The following is a 23,373-nucleotide window of genomic DNA, read 5'->3' on the forward strand; positions in this document are numbered from 1 at the left end:
ACGGGGCCACGCCCGGCGTTGTGTGACCGTCACCGCAGCTTCTTCGCGGGCCGGCCGAGGGTGAGGGGAGCCGCGGTGAACACCGACGAGTAGGTGCCGACCGCCAGGCCGATGAGCAGGGCGAGGGCGAAGTCGGTGAGGGCGCCGTCCGCCAGGACGGCCAGGGCGGTGAGGATGAGGGCCGCCCCGGTGCCCGTGCTGACGGTGCGGGGGAGGGTCTGCAGGATCGCCTGGTTCGTCAGCCGCGGCAGCGGCATCGCGCGGTTCCGGCCGAGGAGTTCGCGGACGCGGTCGAACAGGACGACGGAGTCGTTGACCGAGTAGCCGATCACGGTCAGCAGCGCGGCCAGGAAGAGGCCGTCGATCGGCTTGCCCAGCCAGGCGAAGACCCCGACGAGGATCACCACGTCGTGGACGAGCGCACCGACCGCCGCGGTGGCGAACCTCCACCGGAAGCGCGCCGCCAGATACAGCAACTGGGCGCCGAGGGCGAGACCGAGCGCGACGAGGGCGTTGCGGCGCAGTTCCTCGCCCAGGCTCGGGCCGATCAACTCGTCGCGGATCTTCTCGGCCCAGCCGCCCAGACCGCTCACCGTGCCGGTCACCGCGGCTTCCTGGGCATCCGTCAGCTTCTCCGCGCGCACGGTGAGGGAGCCGTCGCCGGAGGACTGCACGATCGCGTGCGGGAAGCCCGCCCGGCCGAGGGCCTCGCGTGCCCGGTCGGGGTCGACGGGAGCGGTCGTGGAGTATTCGACGAGCCGGCCCCCGGTGAAATCGATGCCGAAGTCGAGTCCGCGCACCAGAATGCCCGACCCGGCCAGGACGAGCAGCACGCCGGAGGCGGCCAGCCAGCGGCGCGGACGGCGCATCAGGAACGGGTCGCGGCGCAGCAGCCGGTCCCGGACGCGCCCGGTGTGCGTGATGCCGGTCAGACGCGGCCGGCGGAAGGCGGCACGGCGGTCGAGCGCGTACTCGGCGAGCACCCGGGTGACGACCAGCGCGCTGATCATGGAGGCGAGAACACCGATGCCGAGCGTGATGCCGAAGCCGCGAACCGGGCCGGAGGCGAGGACGAACAGCAGCCCGGCGCCGATCAGCGTGGTGATGTTGGAGTCGGCGATCGCGCCCAGCGCGCCCCGGAACCCGGCCGTCAGCGCCGAGCGGGGACTGGTCCGGCTCCCGGCGGCGTGCTCCTCGCGGGCCCGCTCGAAGACGAGGACGTTGGCGTCCACGGCCATACCGATGGCCAGCACGAATCCGGCGAGGCCGGGCAGCGTCAAGGTGGCGCCGACGGCGGCAAGGGCGGCGTACGAGATGAGGCCGTAGCAGGCCAGCGCCACCGTCGCGAGCACGCCCATGAGCCGGTACACGGCGATGATGAACAGCGCGGTCAGCGCGGTGCCGATCACCGCTGCGCGGGCCGCCGCCGCGACGGCCGCGTCGCCGAGGGTGGCGCCGACGGTGCGCTGCTCGACCGTCTCGACCGGTACGGGCAGCGCGCCGCCCGAGACGAGCAGGGCCAGCTCGCGGGCCTCGGCGTCGTCGAAGGAGCCGGTGATCTGCGTGGCGCCGCCCGGGATGCCCGCGCCGCAGGCCACGGACGGGTCGACCTGCGGGGAGGAGACGATCTTGCCGTCGAGGACGATGGCCACGCGGCGCTGCGGGTCGCCGGGCGGGTGGCAGGCGGCGTCCGCCGTGACCTGCGTCCACCGGGCGCGGCCGGAGTCGGTGAAGTCGACGGTGACATGCCATCCGGCGCCGCTCTGCTGGTCGAAGCGGGCGGTGGCGCCTTCCACGTGCTGCCCGGTCAGGGCGGCCGCCTGGAGCCGCAGGGGCTGTCCGGCTGCGTCGGGCAGGACCCGCTCCTCGTTGCCCTGATCGCCCTGATCGCCCTGATCGCCCGGATCGGCCTGATCGGCCTGATCGGCCTGATCGGCCTGATCGGCCTGATCGGCCTGATCGGCCTGATCGGCCTGATCGGCCTGATCGGCCTGATCGGCCGCATCGGCCGGCGGCGTCGGGGTGTCGGCGGTGCCGAGGACCGCGTGGACGGTGAGCTGGGCGGTGCGGCCCAGGACGGCCGCGGCCTTCTCCGGATCCTGCAGACCGGGCAGTTCCACGAGGATGCGGTGGTCGCCGGAGCGCACGAGGGTCGGTTCGGCGACGCCCAGCGCGTCGATCCGGCCCCTCAGCACCTCGACGGTGCGGTCGGTGGCCTCCGGCCCGGCCTCGACGGTGTCGGTGGAGCGGGTCTCCAGCAGGATCTGGGTGCCACCGCGCAGATCGAGCCCGAGGTGGACCGGCGTGGTGAGGGCGATCGCCAGCGATCCGACGATCACGGCGAGGGCGAGCAGCGCACGGGTGCGCGAGGATTTGGTGCGGTTCTTCCGGTTGTTCCGGCGTTTCAACACGAGCCTCCGGCAGGCATGCCGCGGCGGCGGCGCAGGGGGCGGCCGCGACGGGAGAGAGAAAGGGGATGGGCTGTTCTCAGATGCCAGGAGGCCGGGGAGGGGCCCGGCCGCGGTCGTGCGCGGACCCGTCGTGGAAGCCGGGGGCGCCCACGGGCGGCGCATACGCGGCCACGCCGGCGGCCGGGGCGGTGGGGACCCGGCCGGGCGGGGCGGAGCGGTGGTCCGGTGGGTGCGGGCGCTCGCCGAGATGGTCGTACGGGGACCTGACCTGAGCCGCGTACGGCCCGGCGCTCGGGTCGTCCGCGCGCTGACCGGTGTCCGGCTGCCATGCGACGTCCGAGGCCAGGGCCACGGAGGCCGAACGGGGAACGGTGGCCGGCGCGGTGGCAGTGGCGGCCGGGCTCAGCGCCAGGAGGAGGGCCAGGAGGGCCAGGAGGGCGAGGAGCGCGGTGAACGCCGTGGACGCCACGAGCGCGGTGCGCCGGTGGCGGGCGGTGGTCGGGACGGCGCGGGATGCCGGGCGCATGCACCGTCCCTTTCTCGATGTGCCGGAGAGCCGATTGCTGCTGTGCGGGGCGCTGCCGCTCCCGAGGGCGGGGGCGTCAGGCCTCGATGAGACCGGCGCGGATGGCGTAGCGGGTCAGCTCCAGCCGGTCGTGCAGGCCGAGTTTGTGCAGGAGGTTGGCCCGGTGGCGGTGCACGGTCTTGACGCTGATGAACAGGATCTCGGCGATCTCCCGCGAGGAGTGCCCCTCCGCGACGAGCTTGAGGACCTCCTCCTCGCGCGGCGTGAGCAGGTGATCGGCGTTCTCCTCGCCGTTGCGGACCCGGTCCAGGTAGTTGCGGATCAGTGCGGTGACCGCGCCGGGATAGAGGAACGGCTCGTTGCGCATCGCGGACCGGCAGGCGGCGACCAGATCGCGATCGGCCACCGACTTCAGCACATAGCCGCAGGCCCCGGCCTTGAGCGCCTGGAACAGGTACTGCTCGTTGTCGTGCATGGTCAGCATCAGGATCCGCAGGCCGGGCTTGAGCGCCGCCAGTTCGCGGGTGGCCTGAAGACCGGTCAGCCGCGGCATCGCGATGTCGAGGACCGCCAGGTCCACCTCCGCCGTCCGGGCCTGCTCGATGGCCTCGGCCCCGTCCCCTGCCTCCGCGACAACCCGCAGGTCCGGCTCGCGGTCGAGGATCAGGCGGACACCGCGGCGTACGAGGGCGTGGTCGTCGGCCAGCAGGATCCGGATCGGCTTCGATGCCGCCGAGGTTGCCGAGGTCGCCGAAGTCGCGGTGCGTTCGGGAGGGATGTCGTCGGACATGGTCAGAGCTGCTTCCTGAGGACGGGGGTGATCAGACGGATGCGGGTGCCGGTGCGGGTTCCCGTACCGGGGCCGGAGGTGCCAGAGGTGCCCGAGGGACCGGAGACGGCGGCCGGGACGGCATTGACCGCGTTGACGGCGGTGACGGCAGCGGGTGTGGCAGGCGTAGAGGCGATCTCCAGGGTGGCCCCGGCGAGCAGGGCGCGTTCCCGCATGCCGCGGATCCCGGCGCCCTCGCACGCGGCCTCGATACCGCGGCCGTCGTCGGCGATCTCCAGCACCACCGCCCCGTCGGCCCTGCTCAGGCTCACCTCCACCCGGCGCGCGTCCGCGTGACGGGCCGTGTTGGTCAGGCTCTCCTGAGCCACCCGGTACAGCACCAGTTCGCTCTCCTCGCCGAGCGCGGGCAGATCGGCGTCGAAGCGGCGGACGACGTGCAGTCCGGCGTGGGTCGCGAAGTCCTGGGTGAGCGAGGTCAGGGCGCTGACCAGGCCCAGGTCCTCCAGGACACCCGGGCGCAGACGGCGTACCAGACGCCGGACCTCGTCCAGGCTCTCCCGGGTGATCTCCTGGGCCTGCCGCAGGTCCTCGCGCAGCGGACCGGGAGCGTCGTCCGCGGCCCGCTTCAGCACCAGCAGGATCGCCGTCATGCTCTGCCCGACCTCGTCGTGCAGTTCCTGGGCGATACGACGCCGTTCCGCCTCCTGGGCCAGCAGTGCCCGGGCGCTGGAGGTGGCGCGTTCGTGCTCCAGCCGGTCGAGCATGGCGTTGAAGGTCCGGATCAGCTCCGAGACCTCGTGGCCGCCCCCGGCGCCGGGAACGGGCAGTCGCTGCCCGGGCCGCAGCAGGTCGACGGTGGTCATCAGCCGGGTGAGCCGGCCCAGCGGGGCCAGGCCCCAGCGCAGCAGGGTGGCGGTGGCGACCAGCATGACGGCGAGCCCGCCGACCAGGATGACCGCCTCGGTCAGCAGCACCGGCACCGACACGGTGACCGGTGCCCACAGCAGCAGCGCCGTGGCGGCGCCCAGCACCAGGGCGTTGAGCGCGAAGATCCGCCAGAACAGCGACACGGGAGAACTCCTCCTTCAGGGACCCGGCCTCCATCGGCCCTCCGCGCACCCCTCACCCGGGCGCGGGCCCCGGGACACGGACGGGACCGAGCCTGCTCCAGCCTCCCCCGTACCGGTGGCGTCGGTCGATGGTGTCCAACACCCATTTCCGCGGTCGCGGTCCCCATCCGCCGCCCCGCCCGGCCGGCGTATGGGTACCGCCGCACCTGAGGAATGGGGTCCGCGCCCGATGGGCCTGCGCCGCGCCACCCGGCAGAGTCGAACCCGACCGAGCCGTCCGGTACGGCCGGTGCCCCACGTCGTACGGACCGCGGGCCCGGCACACCGGTCGGCCACAGCCGCGCCCACCGCGCCGGCCGCCCGCCCGGGCGGCCCCTGCCGCGCCCACCGCGATGGTCGCGCTCGTCACGTGCGGCGCACCCGTCACGTGCGGCGCACCCGTGGCGCCCGAGAAAGGAACCGTCGTGTCGCTCGACACCTCCCAGGCCGATCCCCGCCCGCTGCCGCCCGCCGCGCTCGACGCCCGTCGGCGCCTCGAACACGCCCGCAGCAGCCGGATGGCCCAGCTGCGGGCCCTCGACGAGGCCGGCCGGATCGCGAAGGACCACGTGATGTCCGCCCAGGCCGAAGCGATCCAGCAGGTACTCAAGGAGATCGACGCGGCGTTCGCCCGTATCGACGACAGCTCCTACGGCACCTGCCAGGGATGTTCCAAGCCCGTCCCCGCCGAGCGCCTGGAGATCCTCCCGTACACCCGGCACTGCGTCGCCTGCCAGCGCCGCGCCGCCGCCTGAACCGCCGGGCCCACACCCCCCGGCTCCGTCCCCACGTCTTCCGTCCCCACGTCTTCCGTCCATGCGTCTCCGTCCTGCACACAAGGGGTGAAGTGAGTGGTGAACCACCAGACCGTCGGCGACCGCGCCGCACACCTGTCGCCCGAGGACCTCGCCGCGTTGCAGGAGAACCTGCACGAACAGCGCCTGTTCCGCCGGGAGCAACTGCGGCAGATAGCGGCAGCGCCCCGCACCCGGACCTCGTCCGGGCACCGCTCGGCCGCGCAGACCGAGGTACAGGTCAAACTCGCCGCGTCCGCGCGCATGGTCCTCCACGACGTCGAGGCGGCGCTGCGGCGCATCGACGAGGGCCGTTACGGCACCTGCCATCTGTGCCGGCGGCCCGTCGACCGGGAACGCCTGATGATCGTGCCGCAGGCCCGCTACTGCGCGCGCTGCCAGCAGGTGCGGGAGGCCGGAGGATGACCGCCGTCCACCGCCCGCGCACCGGCGGCTCTGGCGGCCGACACCGGCCCTGGCCGCTGTGCCGGCGGTGCAGTGGCCTCGCGCTCGACATGGGCAGTGACCGGACCCGCGCCTGGGTCGCCGGCCGCCCCACGATCCTCGACGTTCCCACGGTCACTTTCCCGGGTACCGGGGCGCTGCACCCGATCCAGCGCGGCGCGATCGTCGACGTCCCCGGAGCGGCCCGGATGCTCGACCGGCTCCTCGGCCACCGCCTGCCCCGGCAACCGCGCCCGCTGGTGGTGGTCACCACGCCGGTCCTGGACGGGCCCACCTACCGGGACCGGGCCCGTGCGGCCGTCCAGGTGCTGCGGCCGCGCGCCGTGCTGACCGTGCCCACGGCCCGCGCCGTCGCCCTGGCGGCGGACGCCGACCTCACCCGGCCGCTGCTCGTGGTGGACATCGGCGCGCACCTCACCGAAGTGGTCCTCCTCGTCGACGGCGCGGTCTTCGACGCGCGCCGCACCGCCTGGGGCACCACCGACCTCACCTGCTTCGACGCACCGGCGGACCTCTGCGAGGCCGTCATCGCCATGATCACCTCGATGCTGCGGCAGGACCGCACCGCACGCACGGCCGACGCCCTCGGCCGGGGCCCGCTCCTGGCGGGCGGTGGCGCCCTGCGCCCCGACCTCGTCGCCCGTCTCGGCGCCGGACTGCACGTACCCCTGCGGGCTGTCGCCGCGCCCCACACCGCCGCCCTCCGCGGCGCCGCCAAGATACTGCGGGCCGCGCACGCCCACCCTTCCACCCGGGGCACCGCGCCGCCCGGGCCCGCCCCTCGTCCCCACTGAGCCGCGCAACCCACCCGTCGGCGCCCCCTTGCCCCCCGTCCCCCTACCCGCCCCACGGCCGGTGCCGCTCAACCGGCCGTGGGACACCCCTGTTCCCCACCCCCACTGTTCCCCCGCTCACCAGCCTCGAAGGGAGAAGCACCGTGTCCGGCGAGATTCCGCCCGCGCAGCCGCCTCCGCGTCCGTCCGCGCCCTCCGACTCCTGGTACGGACCGACGACGCATCCCCTGTCGCTGTGGCGGCGCCGGAACAACCCGCTGCGCCGGCGCACCGACCGTCTCCGGGACCGGATCACCGTCGGCCTGCTGCTCCTCGTCCCGCTGCTGGGGCTGGCCGCCACGTTCACCGTCGGCGACGCCGCCTACCGGCACTACCGCACGGCCGCCGAACACCAACGACAGACCCGCCACATCAGCACCGCATCGCTCGTCCACGACAGCCCGCGCCATCCGGAGCCCGGTTCGGCGGAGGCCGAGAAGGCCCGCTACCCGGTCACGGTCCGCGTCACCGACCGGCACGGCCGGATCCGGGAGGCGAGGACGGAAGTGCCGCCGGGGCTGACCGAGGGCAGCACGGTCGAGGTCTGGACCGACAGGCACGGCACGATCACCGGCCCGCCCATGACCACCGACGAGATCCGCAGTCGCACCATGGGCTGGGCCATGACCGCCTTCCTGGCCGTCGCCCTCGCCGGGGCCGCGGCCCACGGCGTCACCACCCGCCTCCTGCTCCGCCGCGACCTCGCCGACTGGGAGACGCGTTGGGCCGAGACGGCACCCCGCTGGACCACCTCGCACTGACCGTGTCCACGGGGTCGGCGCGGTGGGCGTCGGGGTCTCCGACCCGGAACGGTGCCGAGCAGACCCGGGACGCCCTCGCGGGTACCGCTCCCGGGGAAGAGCCCGGCCCGAGTGGGTCGCCCGTCCGAACGGTCGGCGCTCCCGCCGGGGCACGTCCCGCTGTCGGACCGGCCTGGCGCGCCAGCTCGCAGGACCGTCTCCACACCGTCGGCGGCCACTTCTGCGACCACATGGACGAAGTGGGCCGCCTCCTCGGCCGCACCGCACGGGCCGCCCACTACGCCCGGCCGGCACGCACCCTGCGCAGGGCCTTCATCGCCACCCACTGGGACGCCTCCCAGGGCCACTTCACCCGGGGCAGCATCTCCAGCGAGAACACCCTGGCGCTCGTCTTCGACCTGGTCCCCGGTGCGTACCTGCCCCCCGACGACCCCCGCCACCTCTCCGGCACCAGGACACTCGCGGAGAACGAGAAGGCCCTCGCGAAGCTGCTCGCCGACCGCATCACGGCCGCCGACGGCCACCTCCAGAACGACATGTACGGCTCGCGCTACGAGTTCAACACCCTCAGCCGGTACGGCTACACGGACCTCGCGCTCCAGGCCGTCACCCTGACCGGCACCCCCCCGGCTACGTGTACCAGATCGCCAAGGGCGCGACCTCGCTGTGGGAACAGTGGACCGACCGGCTCTCGGTCGACCACCACTACCGCTCCAACGTGGCCACCTGGTTCTACCAGGGCCTCGCCGGCATCATGCCCACCGCAACCGCCTACGCGATCGAGCGGGTGGCGGTGGTGTGGCGGTCCTCGGGCACCGCCTGAAGCAGCGCCACGGCGTTGGCGTAGTCATGGGCGTGGCGCGCGAGCACCGCGGCCTGGGTGAGCAGCCGGGGTCGGCCGTGCCCGTGGCGGCCAGCCGCCAGGTGGCGATCCGTAACGGGTCCCCGCGGCGGGCCCCCCGGGCCTCGGTGCGGGCCGCCTGCTCCCGCGGCAGCGTGCGGCGGCGCAGCACCGGCAGTCCCGCGCGCAGCACCTCGCCGTACAGCGGGTGGGCCAGCGACACCGAGGTGCGCCTGCGCTCCTGCGCGACGCGGATCAGCCCCGCCCGCTCCAGGGCCGCCACCGCGTGCGGCGCGGCGACGGCCTCGGCATCGGCGAGCGGCAGCGGTTCGCACAGCGCCAGCAGCTCCAGGACGGACCGCCCTTCCGGGGCGGAGCCCGCCAGCCGCGCGCCGATCACCTCGGCGAGCCGGGCGGTGCCGAACCCTTCGGCCGGCCGTGGGCCGCGGGCCGTCCCGGCGAGCCGTGGAGTGCCGGGCAGCCGGCCCTCGCGCAGCTGCCAGATCTCCCCGTTCTCGGTGAGTTCCCCGGCGGCCAGCGCCCCGAGGACCAGCTTCGCGCAGGTACAGCACATTGCCGCCGCTGGCCGCCGACAGCTCGTGCACCGTGTGCCGGGCGACGGGTCTGCCCAGCGCGGCCGCCAGCAGCGCGCCGACCCGCCCGGGGTCCAGCACGGCCAGGTCGACCCGCCGGTCAGCGCCGCGACGGCGTCGCCGTACGGCTCAGCGGTGCGGACCGTGCCGATCAGCCGGACCGCGCCCGCGTCCATCAGCTGCCGCAGCAGCACCGCCGAGGCCGGGTCCAGCAGATGCAGGTCGTCGACGAGCAGCACCCGCCGCGGTTGCCCCCGGCCGGTGGCGAGCCGAGCGGCCACCGCGGCGAACCCCGCGACCGGGTCCCGCAGATCCACCCCGGCGGGCAGCAGATGCGCGATCGCCCCCAGCGGCACGGCACCCGCGGCGGCGGTCGCGGTGGCCCGGCCCACCCGGGACCCGTCGGCCGCGGCCCGCTCCAGACACTCCTCGGCCAGCCGCGACTTGCCGACCCCCGCGGCGCCGTACACCAGGAAGCCCCGGCACTTCCCGTCCCGCGACGCCGCGGCGAACTCCTCCAGCTCCCGCTCGCGTCCCACCAACGGCCAACGTCCGACCCGATACCGCACCACGGCTCCCCCCGGAACGACATGACACGCGCGAACACCCCGTGCCGCCAGGGTAGGAAGACACCGTCCGCCCGCCGAACCGGCGCTGCGGGCGGCCTGCCCGGACCGGCCCGGCCGCCCCGGCGGTAGTCTGCGTGGCCATGATGCGTGCCTGGATCCCGTCGGTCCTGATGGTGGTCTGCGGCTCGGCCGGTGCGGCCGGGCTGCTCCGCGGCGGAAGTCCCGTCTCCGCCGCGGTCTTCCTGCTGCTGTGCGCGCTGTTCGCCGGCCTGAACTCGCCGCTGCTCTTCCCTGGGTCGCTCACGGCGGCGGAGGCGCGACGGCGCAGCGCGCTCGACCACCGCCCCGTCGTCTACTGGCGGCCGGGCTGCCCGTACTGCCTGCGCCTGCGTCTTCGACTGGGCCGCAAGGCGCGCCGGTTGCACTGGGTCGACATCTGGCGCGACCCGGCCGGAGCGGCGGAGGTGAGGGCGGCCAACGACGGGAACGAGACCGTGCCGACCGTCGTCGTCGCGGGCCGCCCCCACACCAACCCCGATCCCGCATGGGTACGCGCACAGCTCACCTCGACCCCGCGCTGAGGGGCGACGGCCGCCCCTCGCCGCGGCCGCCCCTCGTGGCGAGCACCGGATGCGGCGGCGCCCGGACGCCCTCGGCTGATCCGCGCCTCGGTAGGTTGCTCGCCATGACCGGACTCGGAACCGTCCCCTGGCCACCTGCCCCGCTGCGGACCGCACGGCTCCTCCTCCGCGCGTCCGAGGCCAGGGACCGCGCGGCCTTCGTCGAGTTGTTCGCCTCGCCGGAGGTGGGCACCTACATCGGTGGCCCCCGGCCCCGCGAGGAGCTCGACCGGGCGATGCCCGAGGTGCCGGGGCGGCGCCCCGGCTGCTTCGTGATCGAGCTCGACGGCGCGATGGCCGGCCTGGTCACGCTCGACCGACGCGACGCGGAGCGTCCGGGGCATGTCCGTCCGCAGGGCGGGGAGGCCGAACTCGGTTACCTGTTCCTGCCGCAGGCATGGGGACGCGGGTACGCCGCCGAGGCGTGCGCGCGTGCCCTCGACTGGTTCGCCGGCGTCCTCCCCGGTGAGCCGGTGGTGCTCTGCACCCAGTCCGCCAACGACCGCGCGCTGCGCCTCGCGGCGCGGCTGGGGTTCACGGAGGTCGAGCGGTTCGAGGAGTACGGCGCCGAGCAGTGGTTCGGCCAGTGGCGGAAGCCGTGACGGGAGCGGGCGGGAGGCATCGCACCGCCGTCGGGGAGGGAGCACTGAGCACCGCCCCGCCCGGCATCCCCTCGGTTCATCGGCGGACGGTGACCCGCAGGGGTGCCCGGAAGGACAGCAGGCCGAGCATCGGCGGCTCGTCGCCGCCCGCCTCTCCGCGCACCGCGGTCCGCCCCGCCTCGGGCAGTCGGCCGGCCGCCGCGCGCAGGGCGATCGCGGCCTCCGTGCGGGCGAGGGACGCCCCCGGGCAGCGATGGCGGCCGGCCCCGAACGCCAGATGGTGACGGATGTTCGGCCGGTGCGGGCACATCCGGGCCGGGTCGGGGAAGACCTCCGGGTCGGATCCGCTGCCCAGCAGCATCAGCAGGAGCTGTGCTCCCGCGGGGAGGCTCACTCCGCCCAGGTCGACCGGTCGCGCGGTGACCCGGCGCCAGGTGGTGACGGGCGGTTCCCGGCGCAGCACCTCCTCCGTCCACGCCTCGGCCAGCCCCCTCTCGTGCGGCAGCCGCCGCCACAGGCCCGGCTCACCGAGCCCGCGCCGCAGCACCGTGGCGATGAGCTGGCCGGTCGTGGACTGGCCCGCGATGAACACGAAGAAGCACGCGGCGACGGCGGTACGGGTGTCCAGCGGGCCCCCGTCGGGCAGGCGGTGGCGGGCCAGCGCCCCGACGAGCGAGTCCGGCGGATGGCCGCCGTCGCGCACCGTGGCCGTCAGCCACCGGTGGAACTCGCCCGCGAGCCCGGCCAGTTCGCGCTGCCGCTCGGGGGTGGGGCGGCCCCAGAACAGTTCCAGCGAGGCGTCGCTCCAGCGGATCAGCGTCGCCGGGTCGATCCCCTCGATACCGAGGAGCTCCATGAGCACCCGGCAGGGCAGCACCTGGGCGAAGGAGCCGAACAGGTCGCAGCCGCCGGTGGCGTCGAGCTCGGACCGCGCGGAGTCCAGCAGTTCGCCGGCGATGCGCTCGATGGCCGGGACGGCCGCTGCGACGCGTTCCGCGTGGAAGAACCGGGTCACCAGGCGTCGTAGCCCCGCATGGCTCGGACCGCCGTTGTTGGCGAGCGCGGGCGGGAGCGCGAAGCCGGCCCGGGCGAGTGCGCGCAGCGCCCCGACCGGCAGCGGGGTGACCGCGTGGAGCGCGTTGTCCGGGTGGAACCCGGCCGGATCGAGCAGCACCCGACGGATGTCGTCGTAACGGCTGACCAGCCACAGCCCGGTGGCCGGATCGTGGTGCACGGGGGAATCGGTGCGCAGGGCGTCCAGCCAGGGGTACGGGTCCCGGACGAAGCCGGCGCCGAACAGATCGAGCGGACCGAGCCGGCCGAACGGGTCGCCGGGCGCCCGGGGTCCTCCGGCGCCCGGCGACCCACGGCGGCACTGCGCGGCGGCCCCGGCGATCGCGCCGCCCGCCGCGCCGCTGTCCGGAGCCGTCGCATGCACGGCCCGGACGCTAACACGCCGCGGCGCGGCGCCCGGCCCGGCTGTGCGCAGGGTCACTCGATCATGTGCCGGGCGTGCGTCACGGGTTCCGCGGCGCCGCGGCGCGGGTGAAGCCGTGACTGCGCTCCACCTTCGCCACGTGCAGGGTGTAGCTCTCGTACCACTCGGCCCGCCCGCGCCGCTGTGCCGCGCGGTGCTCGGCGTCGGTCCGCCACCGGGCGAGGGCGTCGGCGTCGCGGAAGTACCCGACGGTGATGCCGAGCCCGCCGGGCGTCTGCGCGTGCTCCATCGCGAGGAACCCGGGGACGTCCTTCACGAGGTCCTCCATGCGGGCGTTGGTCTCGAGGTAGCCGCTCTGTTCCTGGGTGCGGACCGTCGTGAAGACGGCCATGTAGTAAGGGGGTTCGAAAGCCTCGACGGGCGTGACAGGCGCTTCGGGGTGATCGCTCATGGCGTCACTGTAGGGGGCGCGCCGACCGGTGCCCCGAACGGCAGCAGATCTCGGGCACCAGTTCCCCGGGTGAATCCCCACCTCGGGCACCCCGCACCGGGGTGGTGACCTGGCACGCTTCACCATGGCGCGGCTGCTCGGCGGGGGGCGCCGCGGGGCGGGGTGAAGGGACGGGGCGTGACGACCGGGCACAGCGTGGACGATCTCGCGGAAGACCCGCATCCCGCCGTACGGCCCACCGGTGGCGCCCCGCCGCGCAAGGTGCCCCGGCACGTCGCCTGCGTCATGGACGGCAACGGCCGGTGGGCGACCCAGCGCTCGCTGCCGCGCACGTCGGGCCACCGTGCCGCCGAGACGACCGTCATCGATGTCATCGAGGCGGCCCGGGGCGCGGGCGTCGAATGGCTGAGCCTGTACGCCTTCTCCACGGAGAACTGGGGGCGACCCAGCACCGAGGTCGACTACCTGATGCACCTGGTCCGCCGGGTCGTCCGCAAACACGCGGCGCTGCTCCACGCACGCGGCATCCGCTGCCGCTTCCTCGGCGCGAGCGACCCCCGGATCCCTCCGGCGCTGGCGCGCGACGTCGCCGACCTGATGACGCTGACCGGCGACAACGAAGGCATGACGCTGACGGTCGCGTTCGACCACGGCGGACGCAGGGACATCGTCGAGGCCGCACGGTCACTGATCCGCGCGGGCGTCCCCGCCGAGGCCGTCACCGAGGAGAGCTTCGCCGCGCATCTGCCCTTTCCCGACACGCCCGAAGTGGACCTGGTCATCCGGACCTCCGGTGAGCAGCGCATCTCCAACTTCATGCTCTGGCAGGTCGCCTACGCCGAGTGGACCTTCCCGCCGGTGCTCTGGCCCGACTTCCGTGCCCCGCACTTCCTCGCATGCCTGCGCGCCTACCAGCACCGCGACCGCCGCTTCGGCGGCGTCGTGCCGCAGCAGAACGGAGCCCCTCGACCATGACCGTCAATGAAGACCTGCCGCCCCTGTTCGGCACGGGATCGCAGTTCCAGGAGTTCCTCGACGACCCCCGCTGGGCGCTGGCCGTCATCCGGGCGACCGTCCTGGAGGCCGCGCACCCCCAGGTGGGTGCCGCCCTGATCGAGAACTCCACCTTCGTGGCCCACCCCTGGCGGCGCCTGCGCAACACCCTGCGCAGCCTCCGGCGGATGTTCGGCGACGACGACGAGGCACGGCACCGGGAGGCCGCGCGCCTGAACCGTCTGCACGCCCGGCTGAGCGGCACCGACCCGCAGGGACGGCCGTACGACGCGATGGACCCGGCCGTGCGCGCCTGGGTGGTGGCGACCCTGTTCGAGAGCACCGTCACGATGTGCCGGCTGGGCGGACAGCCCCTGGAACAGGAGGTGATGGAGCGGCTCTACACCGAGTTCCGTGCGTATCTGGCCCTGATGGACGACGACAGGGGCCAACTCCCCGCCAGTCTGCCCGAGTTCTGGGTCTACTTCGACCGGGTTGTGGCGGAGGAACTGGAGAACACGGAGGCGATGCGGATCATCCTGTACAGGCTCTTCGACCATCTGCCCGCGCCACCGGTCCTGGGGGGCCTGCCCACCCTGTGGGCCGTCGGCCGCGCCCTCACCGGACCGGTCGTCGGAGCCATCACCGTCGCGTCGCTCCCGGAACCGTTCCGCAGGCGGGCCGGCCTGCCGGAGATGCCCGGGGCCCAGACCGTCATGCAGGGCGCCTACCTGGCCGTCGGCCTGGCCCGCTTCCTGCCCGACGGCTGGATCCGCGCGGACGCCGTCGCCGACCTGCTGGACCTGACGCCCGACAGCGACGACCCCCGGGCGCGCACCCTCGCCGCCCTGCACCGACGGATGCAACGGGCCGGCGCCCTGATCCGGCTGCTCACCCCGCTGCCCACCGTGCCCGAGCCGACCTCGCCGGACACCACCCACCGCAGTGCCGAGGAGTTCTTCCGCGAGGTCCTGGACCAGACCGGTGACGGCTACCTCGACTGGCCCGACCTCGCCGCCATGGCACGCGAACTGTCCACCCGCCTCGACCTGGACGAGCCCGAGGAGACCCGGCTCTACCAGGCCCACGCCGAGTGGTGGCGCGAGCTCCAGCAGGCACTCGACACGGACGGCGACGGCCGGGTCAGCGCCCAGGAGTACGCCGCCGCCGTGCCCTCGCTGGCCGGCCCGGCGCTCATCAGGGTCGCCGAAGTGCTGTTCGACGTCGCCGACCAGGACGGCGATCAGTGCATCGACGCGGGGGAGTACCGGGCCCTGTTCCGGACCGGCTTCCACCGCGACACCCACCGCAGCGACGGCGCGTACACCCGGAGCGCGTTCGTCAAGGACTTCCTCTCCTTCATGTCCGGCCGACTCCGCTCGACCCCCTACGACCCGGTGATCGCGCAGGCATGAGCGTCAGCGGAGCCGTGCGGCGAGCCGCGCCTGTGAAGGCGCCGTGCCCGTGTTCACGCCCGGCTGTCCGTCAGGGTCGCGTACACGACGACGTTGCCCCGATAGCCCGTCTGCTTGCTGTAGGCGCCGCCGCAGGTGATCACCCGCAGGTCCGCCCGCCCGGAGCTGCCGTACACCATGCGGCTCGGGAAGTGCTGCTTGTCGTAGACCTCGATGGCCTCGACGGTGAAGACGGCGGTGCGCCGGTCCGCCCGGTCGACCTCGATCACGCTGCCCCTGGGCAGGGCGCCGAGTCCGAAGAAGATGCCCGGCTTCCCGGTGCGCACGTCCACGTGCCCCGCGGTGACGGCCGTCCCGACCGATCCCGGAGCCGTGCCCTCGCTGTACCAGCCGACGAGGTGGGGATCGTCGGCGGGCGGCGGCTCGAGCGCACCCGTAGGGCCGAGGTGCAGCCTGGTGAGGGGGGCGTTCACGTTGAGGGCGGGAATCCTGAGCCGGAGGGGTCGCGCGGGTGGCAGCGAGGGGACCTCGGTGATCGAGGGCGAGGCCGGGGGGACGCTGCGGGGGGCGGCGGGGCCGGGCAGCGGTGCGAATCCCTGGCTCACCGAAGGCTGCGGTGGCGGCTCGTAGTGCAGCGCGCCCGTCACCAGTACGGCACCTGCCACGAGGGTCCAGGCGACAAGTCCGGCTGACGGGACGAACGAGGGCGAGGGGGAGCGGCGGGTGTGGGTGTGCCTTGAGGCCATCTGGGTCGGGTCTCTGCCTGGAGTGGGGGAGGGGGATCGGATTCACGACGGCTCCCGGAAAGGGGAGAGAGATCCGGGAGCCGTCGGGGAGTCCGCGCTCAGGTGCGCCGGGCGCCGGAGCGGTGACGCATCCTCACCAGCCCTCCGGCCGCCGCCGCGACGACCAGCGCCGCGCCGAGGGCGAGCTGCGGGGCCGTGTCCTGCGCCGGACCGAAACCGGCCTCGACGGCACCGTCGGGTTCACGTGCGGCGATCTCGTACGAGTCCGTCATCTTGATCCGCGGCGGGCACTTGACGGTGACGGTGTCGGTGCCGGCCGGCGTTCCCTCCGGGAGGGTGAACTCGCCGGTGAGCTCACCCTGGCGCGGGCCCGCGAAGAGGTGGAACGCCCCGACCAGCTCCGACTCGCCCTTGCCGTAGGTCTCCTCGCCACAGGCGGTGGTGCTGACGGTGACGGTGGAGCCGTTGGCGCTCTGCCGGATGACGAGACCGGAGTCACCGGCCGCGGCGGCGACCGGAATCTGTAGAGCCAGGGCACCGGCCGTCAGGCCGATACCGATAACCACGCGTGTGATGCCCAAGAGAACCCTCCAACTGCTCCGGTCTGTCTGTGCGGCGTCTGTGTGGACGCCACTGACGAGGCAACCGACGGTCCGTCAGATCCGCAACCGGACGGATTCGCCCGGGCATCGCCCGTACAGGCGAAAGCGCTGCCGTCGTACGGGCATCTGCCCAGGTCAGCCAAGTGCGCGGGGCGGTGGGGGAGGAATCGCGGGAGAGGGCGGCGAACAGGTTAACGGCCGCGACGACCCTGTCCCGCGCACCGGAGGATCGCGGGCGCCGTTTCACGAGCCGGTCCCGGAGCGGCACTTCCCGCCCCGGGACCGTACGTCACCGGCCAGGACCACGTGGCTGGTGCCGTGACCGGAAAGGTTCACCGGCTCGCGACGCCCGGCACGGCACCTCGCCGCGTTGTCGCATCACCCGAGTACATCCGGTACGCGGGCGACGCTCCGCCTTGCGATGCACCGCACCGGACGCCGCGAGCTTCCCGGCAAACCTTCCCGGTCACGGCACTAGACGCGGTCCTGGAAGACGCAGTTCCACACATGGGTGCCCGCGACGCCGCCGTCGGCGCGCACCGCCTGGAGCGTGTAGAAATGCGTGGCCCCCCGCGCGGCGGTGGTGTCCGTGTAGGTACGGGTCGAGGCCGGCAGGAGCCCCGGGTGCAGCGGCTCGTACGCCTTCGTGGCCGCGTTCCACCGGCTGATCCGGTAGCCCGCGACGCTCTCGCACTCGGTGGCCCTGTCGCACCGCCAGCTGATGGACGGCCCGTCCTCTTCAGGGCCGCCGATCACCGTGCCGTATCCCGTGGTGCCGAGCTCCCAGTCCTGGGTGACCGTCACCTCGGGCCGGACGTCCAGCTCGGTGGCCTCGACGAGCGTGACCTTCGGGTCGCCCGGCAGCAGCGCGTTGCCCCAGTGGTCCCTGGCGACGACCGCGTACACGTACGTCTCACCGTCCGGCAGGTCGCCGCACAGCACGGCGAGCGGATCGCTCGTGCCCTCCCGGCAGGAGGTGGAGCCGAGCCACTTGACCGTGCCGTCGGCCTGGCGGACACCGGTCCACGCCCGGTAGCGCTCGACGTCGTCCTCGGGCGAGGCCGCCCAGCTCACCAGCACGCCGTCCTCGCGGGGGGTGGCCTTCACCCCGGTGACGGGGCCGGGCGCGACACGGTCACCGGTGCGGACGACGAGCGGGGCGGACAGCGCCGACTCGTTGCCGGCCGGGTCCACCGCCGCGACCGCGTACGTCACGTACACGCCCTCGGGCATGTCCAGGTCGTGGCAGATGCCACCCGTGCTGGTCTCGTCGCTCTGCTCGGCGCAACTGACGCGGGTGAGCGCCGCCGGGTCGAGGACCGTGCCGGACGAGCGGTAGACGTGGTACGTCCCGCCGTTGTCGAAGTCCTCGTAGAAGCCGTCGGGCTGCTTCCAGTACACCTCGGTGGCGCCGACGTCGACGACGGAGCCGAGGGAGGTCGGGGACTTCGGCGGCGTACGGTCGACGCCGTCGCCGGTGACGCCGGCGTACGCCGAGGGGTTGCCGAGCGCGTCGAGGGCGCGGACCCGGTAGTAACGGGGCGTGTTCTCGGGCGCGTCGGTGCGGTACGACGTCGTGCTCGTCGTACCCAGCAGCGCGAACGGGCCGCCGGCCGCGGCGGAGGCGTACACCTCGTACGTCGTGGCGTCGGCGACCTGCTGCCACGCCACGGTGGCCCACCAGGCGTCGCCGACGACCGTGAGACCGGTGGGCGCCGCCGGGCCCGTGCGGTCCACGGTCACCGCCGTGGCGTCGAGGCTGCCGGTGGACTCACGGCCCGCCCTGTCGACGGCACGGACCTCGTACAGGAACGTCTGGCCCGTGGCCGGTGTCGCGTCCACGAACGAGCGGGACGTGAGCGGCGACGCACCGCCGACCCTCGCCCACGAGGTGCTGCCCAGCCGTCGGTACACGCGGTATCCGGCGAGGTCCATCTCCTTGTTCGCGGTCCAGCGCAAGGTGGTCTTCGCGGTGCCCGGGTCGTACGTGGCGGTCAGCCCGGTCGGGGCCAGCGGCTTGACCGTGTCGACAGTGGCCTCGGTGCGCGGGGCGTAGGTGAAGGCGGCCCGCGCGACGCCGGTCCAGGCGACGTAGTCCACGCGGAGCGTGTGCCGGCCGGCCGGGACGGTCAGGTCGACGGTCTTGCGGGCGGTCGTGGAGACGTTCCTCCACAGGTCGATCTTCCGTACCCCGTCGACGTACACCCGCATGCCGTCCTGTGTGGCGGCCGAGAACCGGAAGGGACCTCCGGAGCCGAAGTCCCGCGTGAGGGACCAGCGCACGGAGAAGTTGTCCCTGGGCAGCGTGACGCCGGGCGGGTCGCCGTACCCGTAGTCCTCGGCGACGGCGGGGTCGCACGCGGTCAGCTTCGGGGTGCCGCTGAACGTGGAGTTGCCGAAGTACTGCGCCTTCCAGAGGGGAGAGGCACAGGTGACGGCCGCGGCGGCCGGGGTGGCGGTGAGCAGGCCGCCGGTGGCGGCGAGGGCGGCCGTCGCGGCGAGCGCGGTCAGCCGATGACGAGTCATCACAGAGCGTGCGGCCCCTTCCGGAGCATGGGAAACGAACAGGTGACGCGTGTGTGACTCATGAGGTGGTCACAGGGTTGCCCGACTGTTTACGTTCTCTTGGCGCGTTGCGTACCGAGCCGGGGACTTCTCAGCCGGAGCCTTCGCCGGGGGGCCGACGGAGCAGATGCAGGCAGACGACCATGGCGAGGAACGTCTGCCGCTCGGAGGTGTCCAGGTGCGGGGTCGTCTCCACGACGTACTGCTGCAACCCCAGCCACCGGTCGACGGTGCTCACCGTGACCCGCCCGAGCAGCTCCGGCTCCGGGGCCCGCGGCGGATCGGTCTCCGTGAGCCGCCATTCGATCCCGACGGGCGCCGTCCGCGTCAGGATGAGCGGGCGGCTCCGTTCCGTCCGGAAGCTCAGCTGCAGGGTCTTGACCAGCCCGGAGGCACGGGCGCAGCCGACCTCCCGGCCCTCCGCGTCGAAGAACCGGAAGCGCGCCGGGGTCCAGGGGGCGAGCCCGACGTGCCGCTCCATGCGGAGGATGAACGCGCCGGACAGGCGGGCCAGCAGGAAGACGGTGTCGTTGACGTTGATCACCTCGGCGAGCGGTGTCCCCTCCACGGTGGACACGGCCAGGTGCGGGCCCTTGTGTCGGCGCCACCCCGAACGCTTCGGCTGCCGCACCACCACGGCCGGCAGCTCGAACAACTCGGGCTCCGTCATCGGTCTGCCTCCCCGTCGTGGTCCCCCTCGACCGACCACGTCCACTGTGACGGACCGCCCGCCGGTTTCCCATCCCAGCGACCGATCCGCGTCGGAGCCATGTCGTACGACCCGGACTCAGCGGGCGAGTCCGTGGCGGCGGCCTCCCTTGTCCCTTCCGTCCGGCCAGAGCCGCGGGCGGCGCTTGGCGGCCAGGTCCTCCGCCCACCCCGCGGCCACGATCATCAGACCGATCAGCGGCCAGACGAGCAGGAACATCAGGATGTTGTACGACGAGTCGAGCGCGGCCACCGCCGTGTCGCTCTGCAGGAAGGGCAGGTCGTAGGCGAGGTCGATGACCGGGACGGTCGCCATGATCAGGAGGTTGTGCCAGAGGTAGATCGTCACGGCACGGTTGTTGGAGAGGGTCACCAGCGGGTCCCACCGGCGCAGCCGGCCGGGCAGCTCCTGCCAGGACGGCGAGTACTGGAGCAGGATCACCACGAACCCGAAGGACCAGCAGGCCTGGGCCAGTGGGATGTCGTTGAGGTCCCAGCCGTCCGGCCCGAGGTGACCCGAGGCCCACCACAGGCCGAAGGCCATCACCAGGGCCGACACCGACACGGCCAGGTAGCGCGGGATCCGGGCCAGCACCCCGTCGTGGTGGGCGAAGCCGAGCACCCAGCAGGCGCCGTACACCCCGAAGTCGCCGACGGCGTTGCCGGTCTCGCCGGGGATCGTGACGAGACCCGTGCCCACCACCGCGGTCAGGGCGAGCGGGGCCAGCACGGTCGCCCACGGGGCCCGCCGGAACGCCCACAGCAGCACCGGGGACGCGATCACGAACCACAGGTAGGCCCGCAGGTACCACAGAACGCCCGCCGCCTGTACGGCCCAGGTCTCCTCCAGGAGCCCCGACCGGGAGCCCAGCTGCCAGGGGAACGGCGGGGCGCCGATCGGCACCACGTAGTCGAAAAGCTCCACCAGACCCCAGACCCCGCCGTGGTCGGGGTCGTCGAGGGGGTTCCAGCCCGCCGCGAACATCATGGTCAGTATCACCGCGCCGAACAGCCACATCGGCGGCAGCAGCCGACGCAGCCGGCCCCGGATCACCCCGAGCGCCGGACGGCTCAGGGAGCGCGCCATGAGCGAGCCCGCGAGCGCGAACATCACGCCCATCGAGGGGAACAGGATGGTCAGCCAGGCCCAGCCGAACAGGTGGTAGACGACCACGCGTACCAGGGCGACGGAGCGCAGCAGATCGAGATAGCGGTCCCGGCCGGGGGGCCGCCCGCCGCCGGCGGGAGGCGGAGTGCGGTCGTCGGTGCGCAGGTCGGCACCGGCCGTCGGTCCGGGGTTCATACGGCGGGGCTCCGATCGGTGAGGGTGTGGCCGCCCGCGCCGGGCGCCCCGACGACGCCGGTGCGGCGCAGCTTCTGCCAGCGCAGCCTGCCTCCGGTGAGGGCGGTGATCCAGGACTGCAGCAGGACGACGTACATCAGCTGGCGGTAGAGGACCTGCTGGAGCGGCAGCGAGAGCAGGTGCGTCATCCGTTCACGGTCCAGCCGGAACGCGTACGCCGCGCACACGGCCTGCACGGCGAGTACGCCGAGCCAGGCCACCAGGGTCTTCCCCGTCGGGCCGAACACCACCCCGTACAGCAGGAAGACGTCGATGAGGGGGGCGAGGAGCGGGGCGAGGACCATGAAGAGGGAGACGAGCGGCAGCCCGACGCGGCCGAAGCGTCCGGAAGGCCCCTTCTCGACGACGGCGCGGCGGTGCTTCCAGATCGCCTGCATGGTGCCGTACGACCAGCGGTAGCGCTGGGACCACAGCTGCTGCACGGACTCCGGCGCCTCGGTCCACGCCCGTGCCTTCTCGGCGTACACGACCTTCCAGCCGTCCCGGTGCAGGGCCATGGTGATGTCGGTGTCCTCGGCGAGCGTGTCGTCGCTCATGCCGCCCACCCGCTCCAGCGCCGACCTGCGGAACGCTCCTACGGCACCCGGGATGGTCGGCATGCAGCGCAGGACGTCGTACATCCGGCGGTCGAGGTTGAAGCCCATCACGTACTCGATGTGCTGCCAGGCGCCGATGAGGGTGTCCTTGTTGCCGACCTTGGCGTTGCCGGCGACGGCGCCGACGGCCGGGTCGGCGAAGGGCTGGACCAGCTCGCCGACGGTGGCCGGTTCGAAGACGGTGTCGCCGTCCATCATGACGATCAGGTCGTACCGGGCGTTGGCGATACCGCGGTTGAGGGCGGCGGGCTTACCCGCGTTGAGCTGCCGCACGACCCGCACGCCCGGCAGACCCATGGCCTCCACCAGCCGGGCCGTGCCGTCCGTCGAGCCGTCGTCGATCACGATGATCTCGATCGGATGGTTGCTCGTCATCAGGGAGCGCACCGTGTTCTCGATGCACTTGGCCTCGTTGTACGCGGGCACGAGCACCGACACCGGCTCGGTGACGGGCGCGTCCGGCCCCCAGGTGAAGCCCCGGCGGCGGACCCTGCGGGCGTGCGCCGCGGACAGGACGAGCATCAGCAGGAAGCGGCCGATGACCAGGGTGCCGACCACGGCCAGTCCGGCCACCAGCACACCGGTGACCCCCTCCGAGGCCCGGACCAGGAAGATCCACGCCACGCCCTTCCACAGGTCGAGGCCGGTGACGGCGGTGTGGGCGCTGGGCGCGCCGAGTGCCTCCGTCAGGTTGTCGAAGCTGTAGCCCTCGGCCTTGAGCGCCGGCAGGAACCGGTCGAGCGCCTGGACCGTCTGGTGGCGGTCGCCGCCGGAGTCGTGCATCAGGACGATCGCGCCCTTGCCGCCGTGCGGGGTGGCCCGCCGGATGATCTCGTCGACGCCCGGCTTGCGCCAGTCCTCGCTGTCGGTGTCGTTGACGACCGTGATGTAGCCGCGGCTGCCGATGTACCGCGTCACGGGCCACGACTTGTTGTCCATGGCGTCGGCGAACGAGGAGTACGGCGGCCGGAACAGCGAGGTGCGGATGCCGGCCGCGCCGCCCAGGGCGAGCTGGTTCTGGGTGAGTTCCCAGTCGATCCGCTTCGTCGACTGGTAGGAGAGGTCGGGGTGGCTGAAGGTGTGCAGCCCGATCTCGTGGCCCTCGTCCACCATCCGCTTCACCAGGTCGGGATGGCGCGAGGCCATGGTGCCGGTGATGAAGAAGACGGCGTGCGCGTGGTGCTTCTTCAGGACGTCGAGGACCTGCGGCGTCCACTTCGGGTCGGGACCGTCGTCGAACGTGAGGACGAGCCGGTGGTCGGGGACCTTCAGGGAGCCGGTGCCGCCGTTGCGGGTGTCGATCACGGGGCCGCCGTCGATGATCTCCTCCGGCACCTTGTCCGACGCCGCCTCGGGGCGGATGCGGTGGTCGGCCAGGATCTCGCTGTGGACGTAACCCCGCAGCATCAGCATCGCGACGAGGGCGGTGAGCAGCAGGACGGGCAGCAGCAGCCGCATGGGAACGCGGCGTCTGGACACCGGGGTGTCCGGCGCTACGGGTCTGCGGCGGCGGGAGGAGGGGCGCATCGGGCGGTGTGCTCCGGGGAGGAGAGAGCGGAAACGATTCTGCTGAGGAAGGGAA

General features: G+C 73.4%; 22 protein-coding genes and 1 pseudogene. 10 read left to right on the forward strand and 13 right to left on the reverse strand.

Going from position 1 to position 23,373, the window contains the following annotated elements; all coding sequences use genetic code 11:
- Positions 1-29: 29 nt before the first annotated feature.
- The 4 genes from secD to U5640_RS42845 form a co-directional block, all read right to left on the reverse strand.
- Positions 30-2,408 (reverse strand): protein translocase subunit SecD, encoded by a 2,379-nt coding sequence (gene secD, locus U5640_RS42830; protein ID WP_340384607.1) that lies wholly within the window; start codon positions 2,406-2,408, stop codon positions 30-32.
- A gap of 79 nt (positions 2,409-2,487) precedes the next feature.
- Positions 2,488-2,937 (reverse strand): hypothetical protein, encoded by a 450-nt coding sequence (locus tag U5640_RS42835; protein WP_340384608.1) that lies wholly within the window; start codon positions 2,935-2,937, stop codon positions 2,488-2,490.
- Between the two features lie 76 nt (positions 2,938-3,013).
- Complete coding sequence (locus U5640_RS42840; protein WP_340384609.1) at positions 3,014-3,727, reverse strand: response regulator transcription factor; 714 nt, start codon at positions 3,725-3,727, stop codon at positions 3,014-3,016.
- A gap of 2 nt (positions 3,728-3,729) precedes the next feature.
- Positions 3,730-4,797 (reverse strand): HAMP domain-containing sensor histidine kinase, encoded by a 1,068-nt coding sequence (locus U5640_RS42845; protein ID WP_340384610.1) that lies wholly within the window; start codon positions 4,795-4,797, stop codon positions 3,730-3,732.
- A 464-nt stretch (positions 4,798-5,261) separates the two neighbouring features.
- Here U5640_RS42845 and U5640_RS42850 point away from each other — a divergent pair, with 464 nt between their 5' ends.
- The 6 genes and pseudogenes from U5640_RS42850 to U5640_RS42875 all read left to right on the forward strand — a co-directional run bounded on the left by U5640_RS42850 (position 5,262) and on the right by U5640_RS42875 (position 8,512).
- Positions 5,262-5,591, forward strand: a complete 330-nt coding sequence (locus U5640_RS42850; protein WP_340384611.1) for a TraR/DksA C4-type zinc finger protein — start codon at positions 5,262-5,264, stop codon at positions 5,589-5,591.
- A 96-nt stretch (positions 5,592-5,687) separates the two neighbouring features.
- Entirely contained in the window at positions 5,688-6,056 is a 369-nt protein-coding gene (locus U5640_RS42855) for a TraR/DksA C4-type zinc finger protein (protein WP_340384612.1), read from the forward strand.
- The gene (locus U5640_RS42860; protein WP_340384613.1) at positions 6,053-6,889 is read left to right on the forward strand and encodes a rod shape-determining protein; all 837 of its coding nucleotides are present in this window, start codon (positions 6,053-6,055) and stop codon (positions 6,887-6,889) included. Before U5640_RS42855 ends, U5640_RS42860 begins: the two co-directional genes overlap by 4 nt.
- A 143-nt stretch (positions 6,890-7,032) precedes the next feature.
- Positions 7,033-7,689 (forward strand): hypothetical protein, encoded by a 657-nt coding sequence (locus U5640_RS42865; protein WP_340384614.1) that lies wholly within the window; start codon positions 7,033-7,035, stop codon positions 7,687-7,689.
- Positions 7,690-7,919: 230 nt separating this feature from the next.
- A pseudogene (locus U5640_RS42870) lies at positions 7,920-8,246 on the forward strand (hypothetical protein); the annotation flags it as partial.
- A gap of 77 nt (positions 8,247-8,323) precedes the next feature.
- The gene (locus U5640_RS42875; RefSeq protein ID WP_340384615.1) at positions 8,324-8,512 is read left to right on the forward strand and encodes a hypothetical protein; all 189 of its coding nucleotides are present in this window, start codon (positions 8,324-8,326) and stop codon (positions 8,510-8,512) included.
- On the opposite strand, the gene U5640_RS42880 is transcribed toward U5640_RS42875, so the two are convergent.
- Complete coding sequence (locus tag U5640_RS42880; protein ID WP_340384616.1) at positions 8,442-9,662, reverse strand: ATP-binding protein; 1,221 nt, start codon at positions 9,660-9,662, stop codon at positions 8,442-8,444. The genes U5640_RS42875 and U5640_RS42880 overlap by 71 nt on opposite strands.
- Before the next feature lie 170 nt (positions 9,663-9,832).
- On the opposite strand from U5640_RS42880, the gene U5640_RS42885 reads away from it, so the two are divergent.
- Positions 9,833-10,273, forward strand: coding sequence for a glutaredoxin domain-containing protein (locus U5640_RS42885; protein WP_340384617.1), 441 nt, complete (start codon positions 9,833-9,835; stop codon positions 10,271-10,273).
- Between the two features lie 104 nt (positions 10,274-10,377).
- Positions 10,378-10,914 (forward strand): GNAT family N-acetyltransferase, encoded by a 537-nt coding sequence (locus U5640_RS42890; RefSeq protein WP_340384618.1) that lies wholly within the window; start codon positions 10,378-10,380, stop codon positions 10,912-10,914.
- 76 nt (positions 10,915-10,990) lie between these two features.
- Here U5640_RS42890 and U5640_RS42895 read toward each other — a convergent pair whose 3' ends face one another.
- Positions 10,991-12,352: a cytochrome P450 gene (locus tag U5640_RS42895; RefSeq protein ID WP_340384619.1), complete on the reverse strand. Its 1,362-nt coding sequence runs from the start codon at positions 12,350-12,352 to the stop codon at positions 10,991-10,993.
- Between the two features lie 79 nt (positions 12,353-12,431).
- Positions 12,432-12,803 carry an antibiotic biosynthesis monooxygenase gene (locus U5640_RS42900; RefSeq protein WP_340384620.1) on the reverse strand — a complete coding sequence of 124 codons (372 nt, stop codon included), beginning with the start codon at positions 12,801-12,803 and terminating at the stop codon, positions 12,432-12,434.
- A 261-nt stretch (positions 12,804-13,064) separates the two neighbouring features.
- On the opposite strand from U5640_RS42900, the gene uppS reads away from it, so the two are divergent.
- Together uppS and U5640_RS42910 are read left to right on the forward strand one after the other, a co-directional pair.
- Positions 13,065-13,778, forward strand: a complete 714-nt coding sequence (uppS, locus tag U5640_RS42905) for a polyprenyl diphosphate synthase (RefSeq protein ID WP_340385673.1) — start codon at positions 13,065-13,067, stop codon at positions 13,776-13,778.
- Positions 13,775-15,211: an oxygenase MpaB family protein gene (locus U5640_RS42910; RefSeq protein WP_340384621.1), complete on the forward strand. Its 1,437-nt coding sequence runs from the start codon at positions 13,775-13,777 to the stop codon at positions 15,209-15,211. Before uppS ends, U5640_RS42910 begins: the two co-directional genes overlap by 4 nt.
- A gap of 53 nt (positions 15,212-15,264) precedes the next feature.
- Here the strand turns inward: U5640_RS42910 and U5640_RS42915 are convergent, their stop codons facing one another.
- From U5640_RS42915 to U5640_RS42940, 6 genes are all read right to left on the reverse strand, one after another.
- Positions 15,265-15,957 (reverse strand): class F sortase, encoded by a 693-nt coding sequence (locus tag U5640_RS42915; protein WP_340384622.1) that lies wholly within the window; start codon positions 15,955-15,957, stop codon positions 15,265-15,267.
- A 98-nt stretch (positions 15,958-16,055) separates the two neighbouring features.
- Entirely contained in the window at positions 16,056-16,523 is a 468-nt protein-coding gene (locus U5640_RS42920; protein ID WP_340384623.1) for a sortase, read from the reverse strand.
- A 510-nt stretch (positions 16,524-17,033) separates the two neighbouring features.
- A complete protein-coding gene (locus U5640_RS42925; protein WP_340384624.1) occupies positions 17,034-19,085 on the reverse strand; it encodes a PA14 domain-containing protein in 2,052 nt (683 codons plus the stop codon).
- A 130-nt stretch (positions 19,086-19,215) separates the two neighbouring features.
- Positions 19,216-19,794, reverse strand: a complete 579-nt coding sequence (locus U5640_RS42930; RefSeq protein ID WP_340384625.1) for a hypothetical protein — start codon at positions 19,792-19,794, stop codon at positions 19,216-19,218.
- 117 nt (positions 19,795-19,911) lie between these two features.
- The gene (locus U5640_RS42935; protein ID WP_340384626.1) at positions 19,912-21,135 is read right to left on the reverse strand and encodes an acyltransferase; all 1,224 of its coding nucleotides are present in this window, start codon (positions 21,133-21,135) and stop codon (positions 19,912-19,914) included.
- On the reverse strand, positions 21,132-23,318 hold the full coding sequence (locus U5640_RS42940; RefSeq protein ID WP_340384627.1) for a glycosyltransferase: 2,187 nt from the start codon (positions 23,316-23,318) through the stop codon (positions 21,132-21,134). The genes U5640_RS42935 and U5640_RS42940 overlap by 4 nt, the downstream gene beginning before the upstream one ends.
- Between the last annotated feature and the right edge of the window lie 55 nt (positions 23,319-23,373).

It is taken from the genome of Streptomyces sp. SS7, from assembly GCF_037993025.1.
GTDB lineage: Bacteria > Actinomycetota > Actinomycetes > Streptomycetales > Streptomycetaceae > Streptomyces.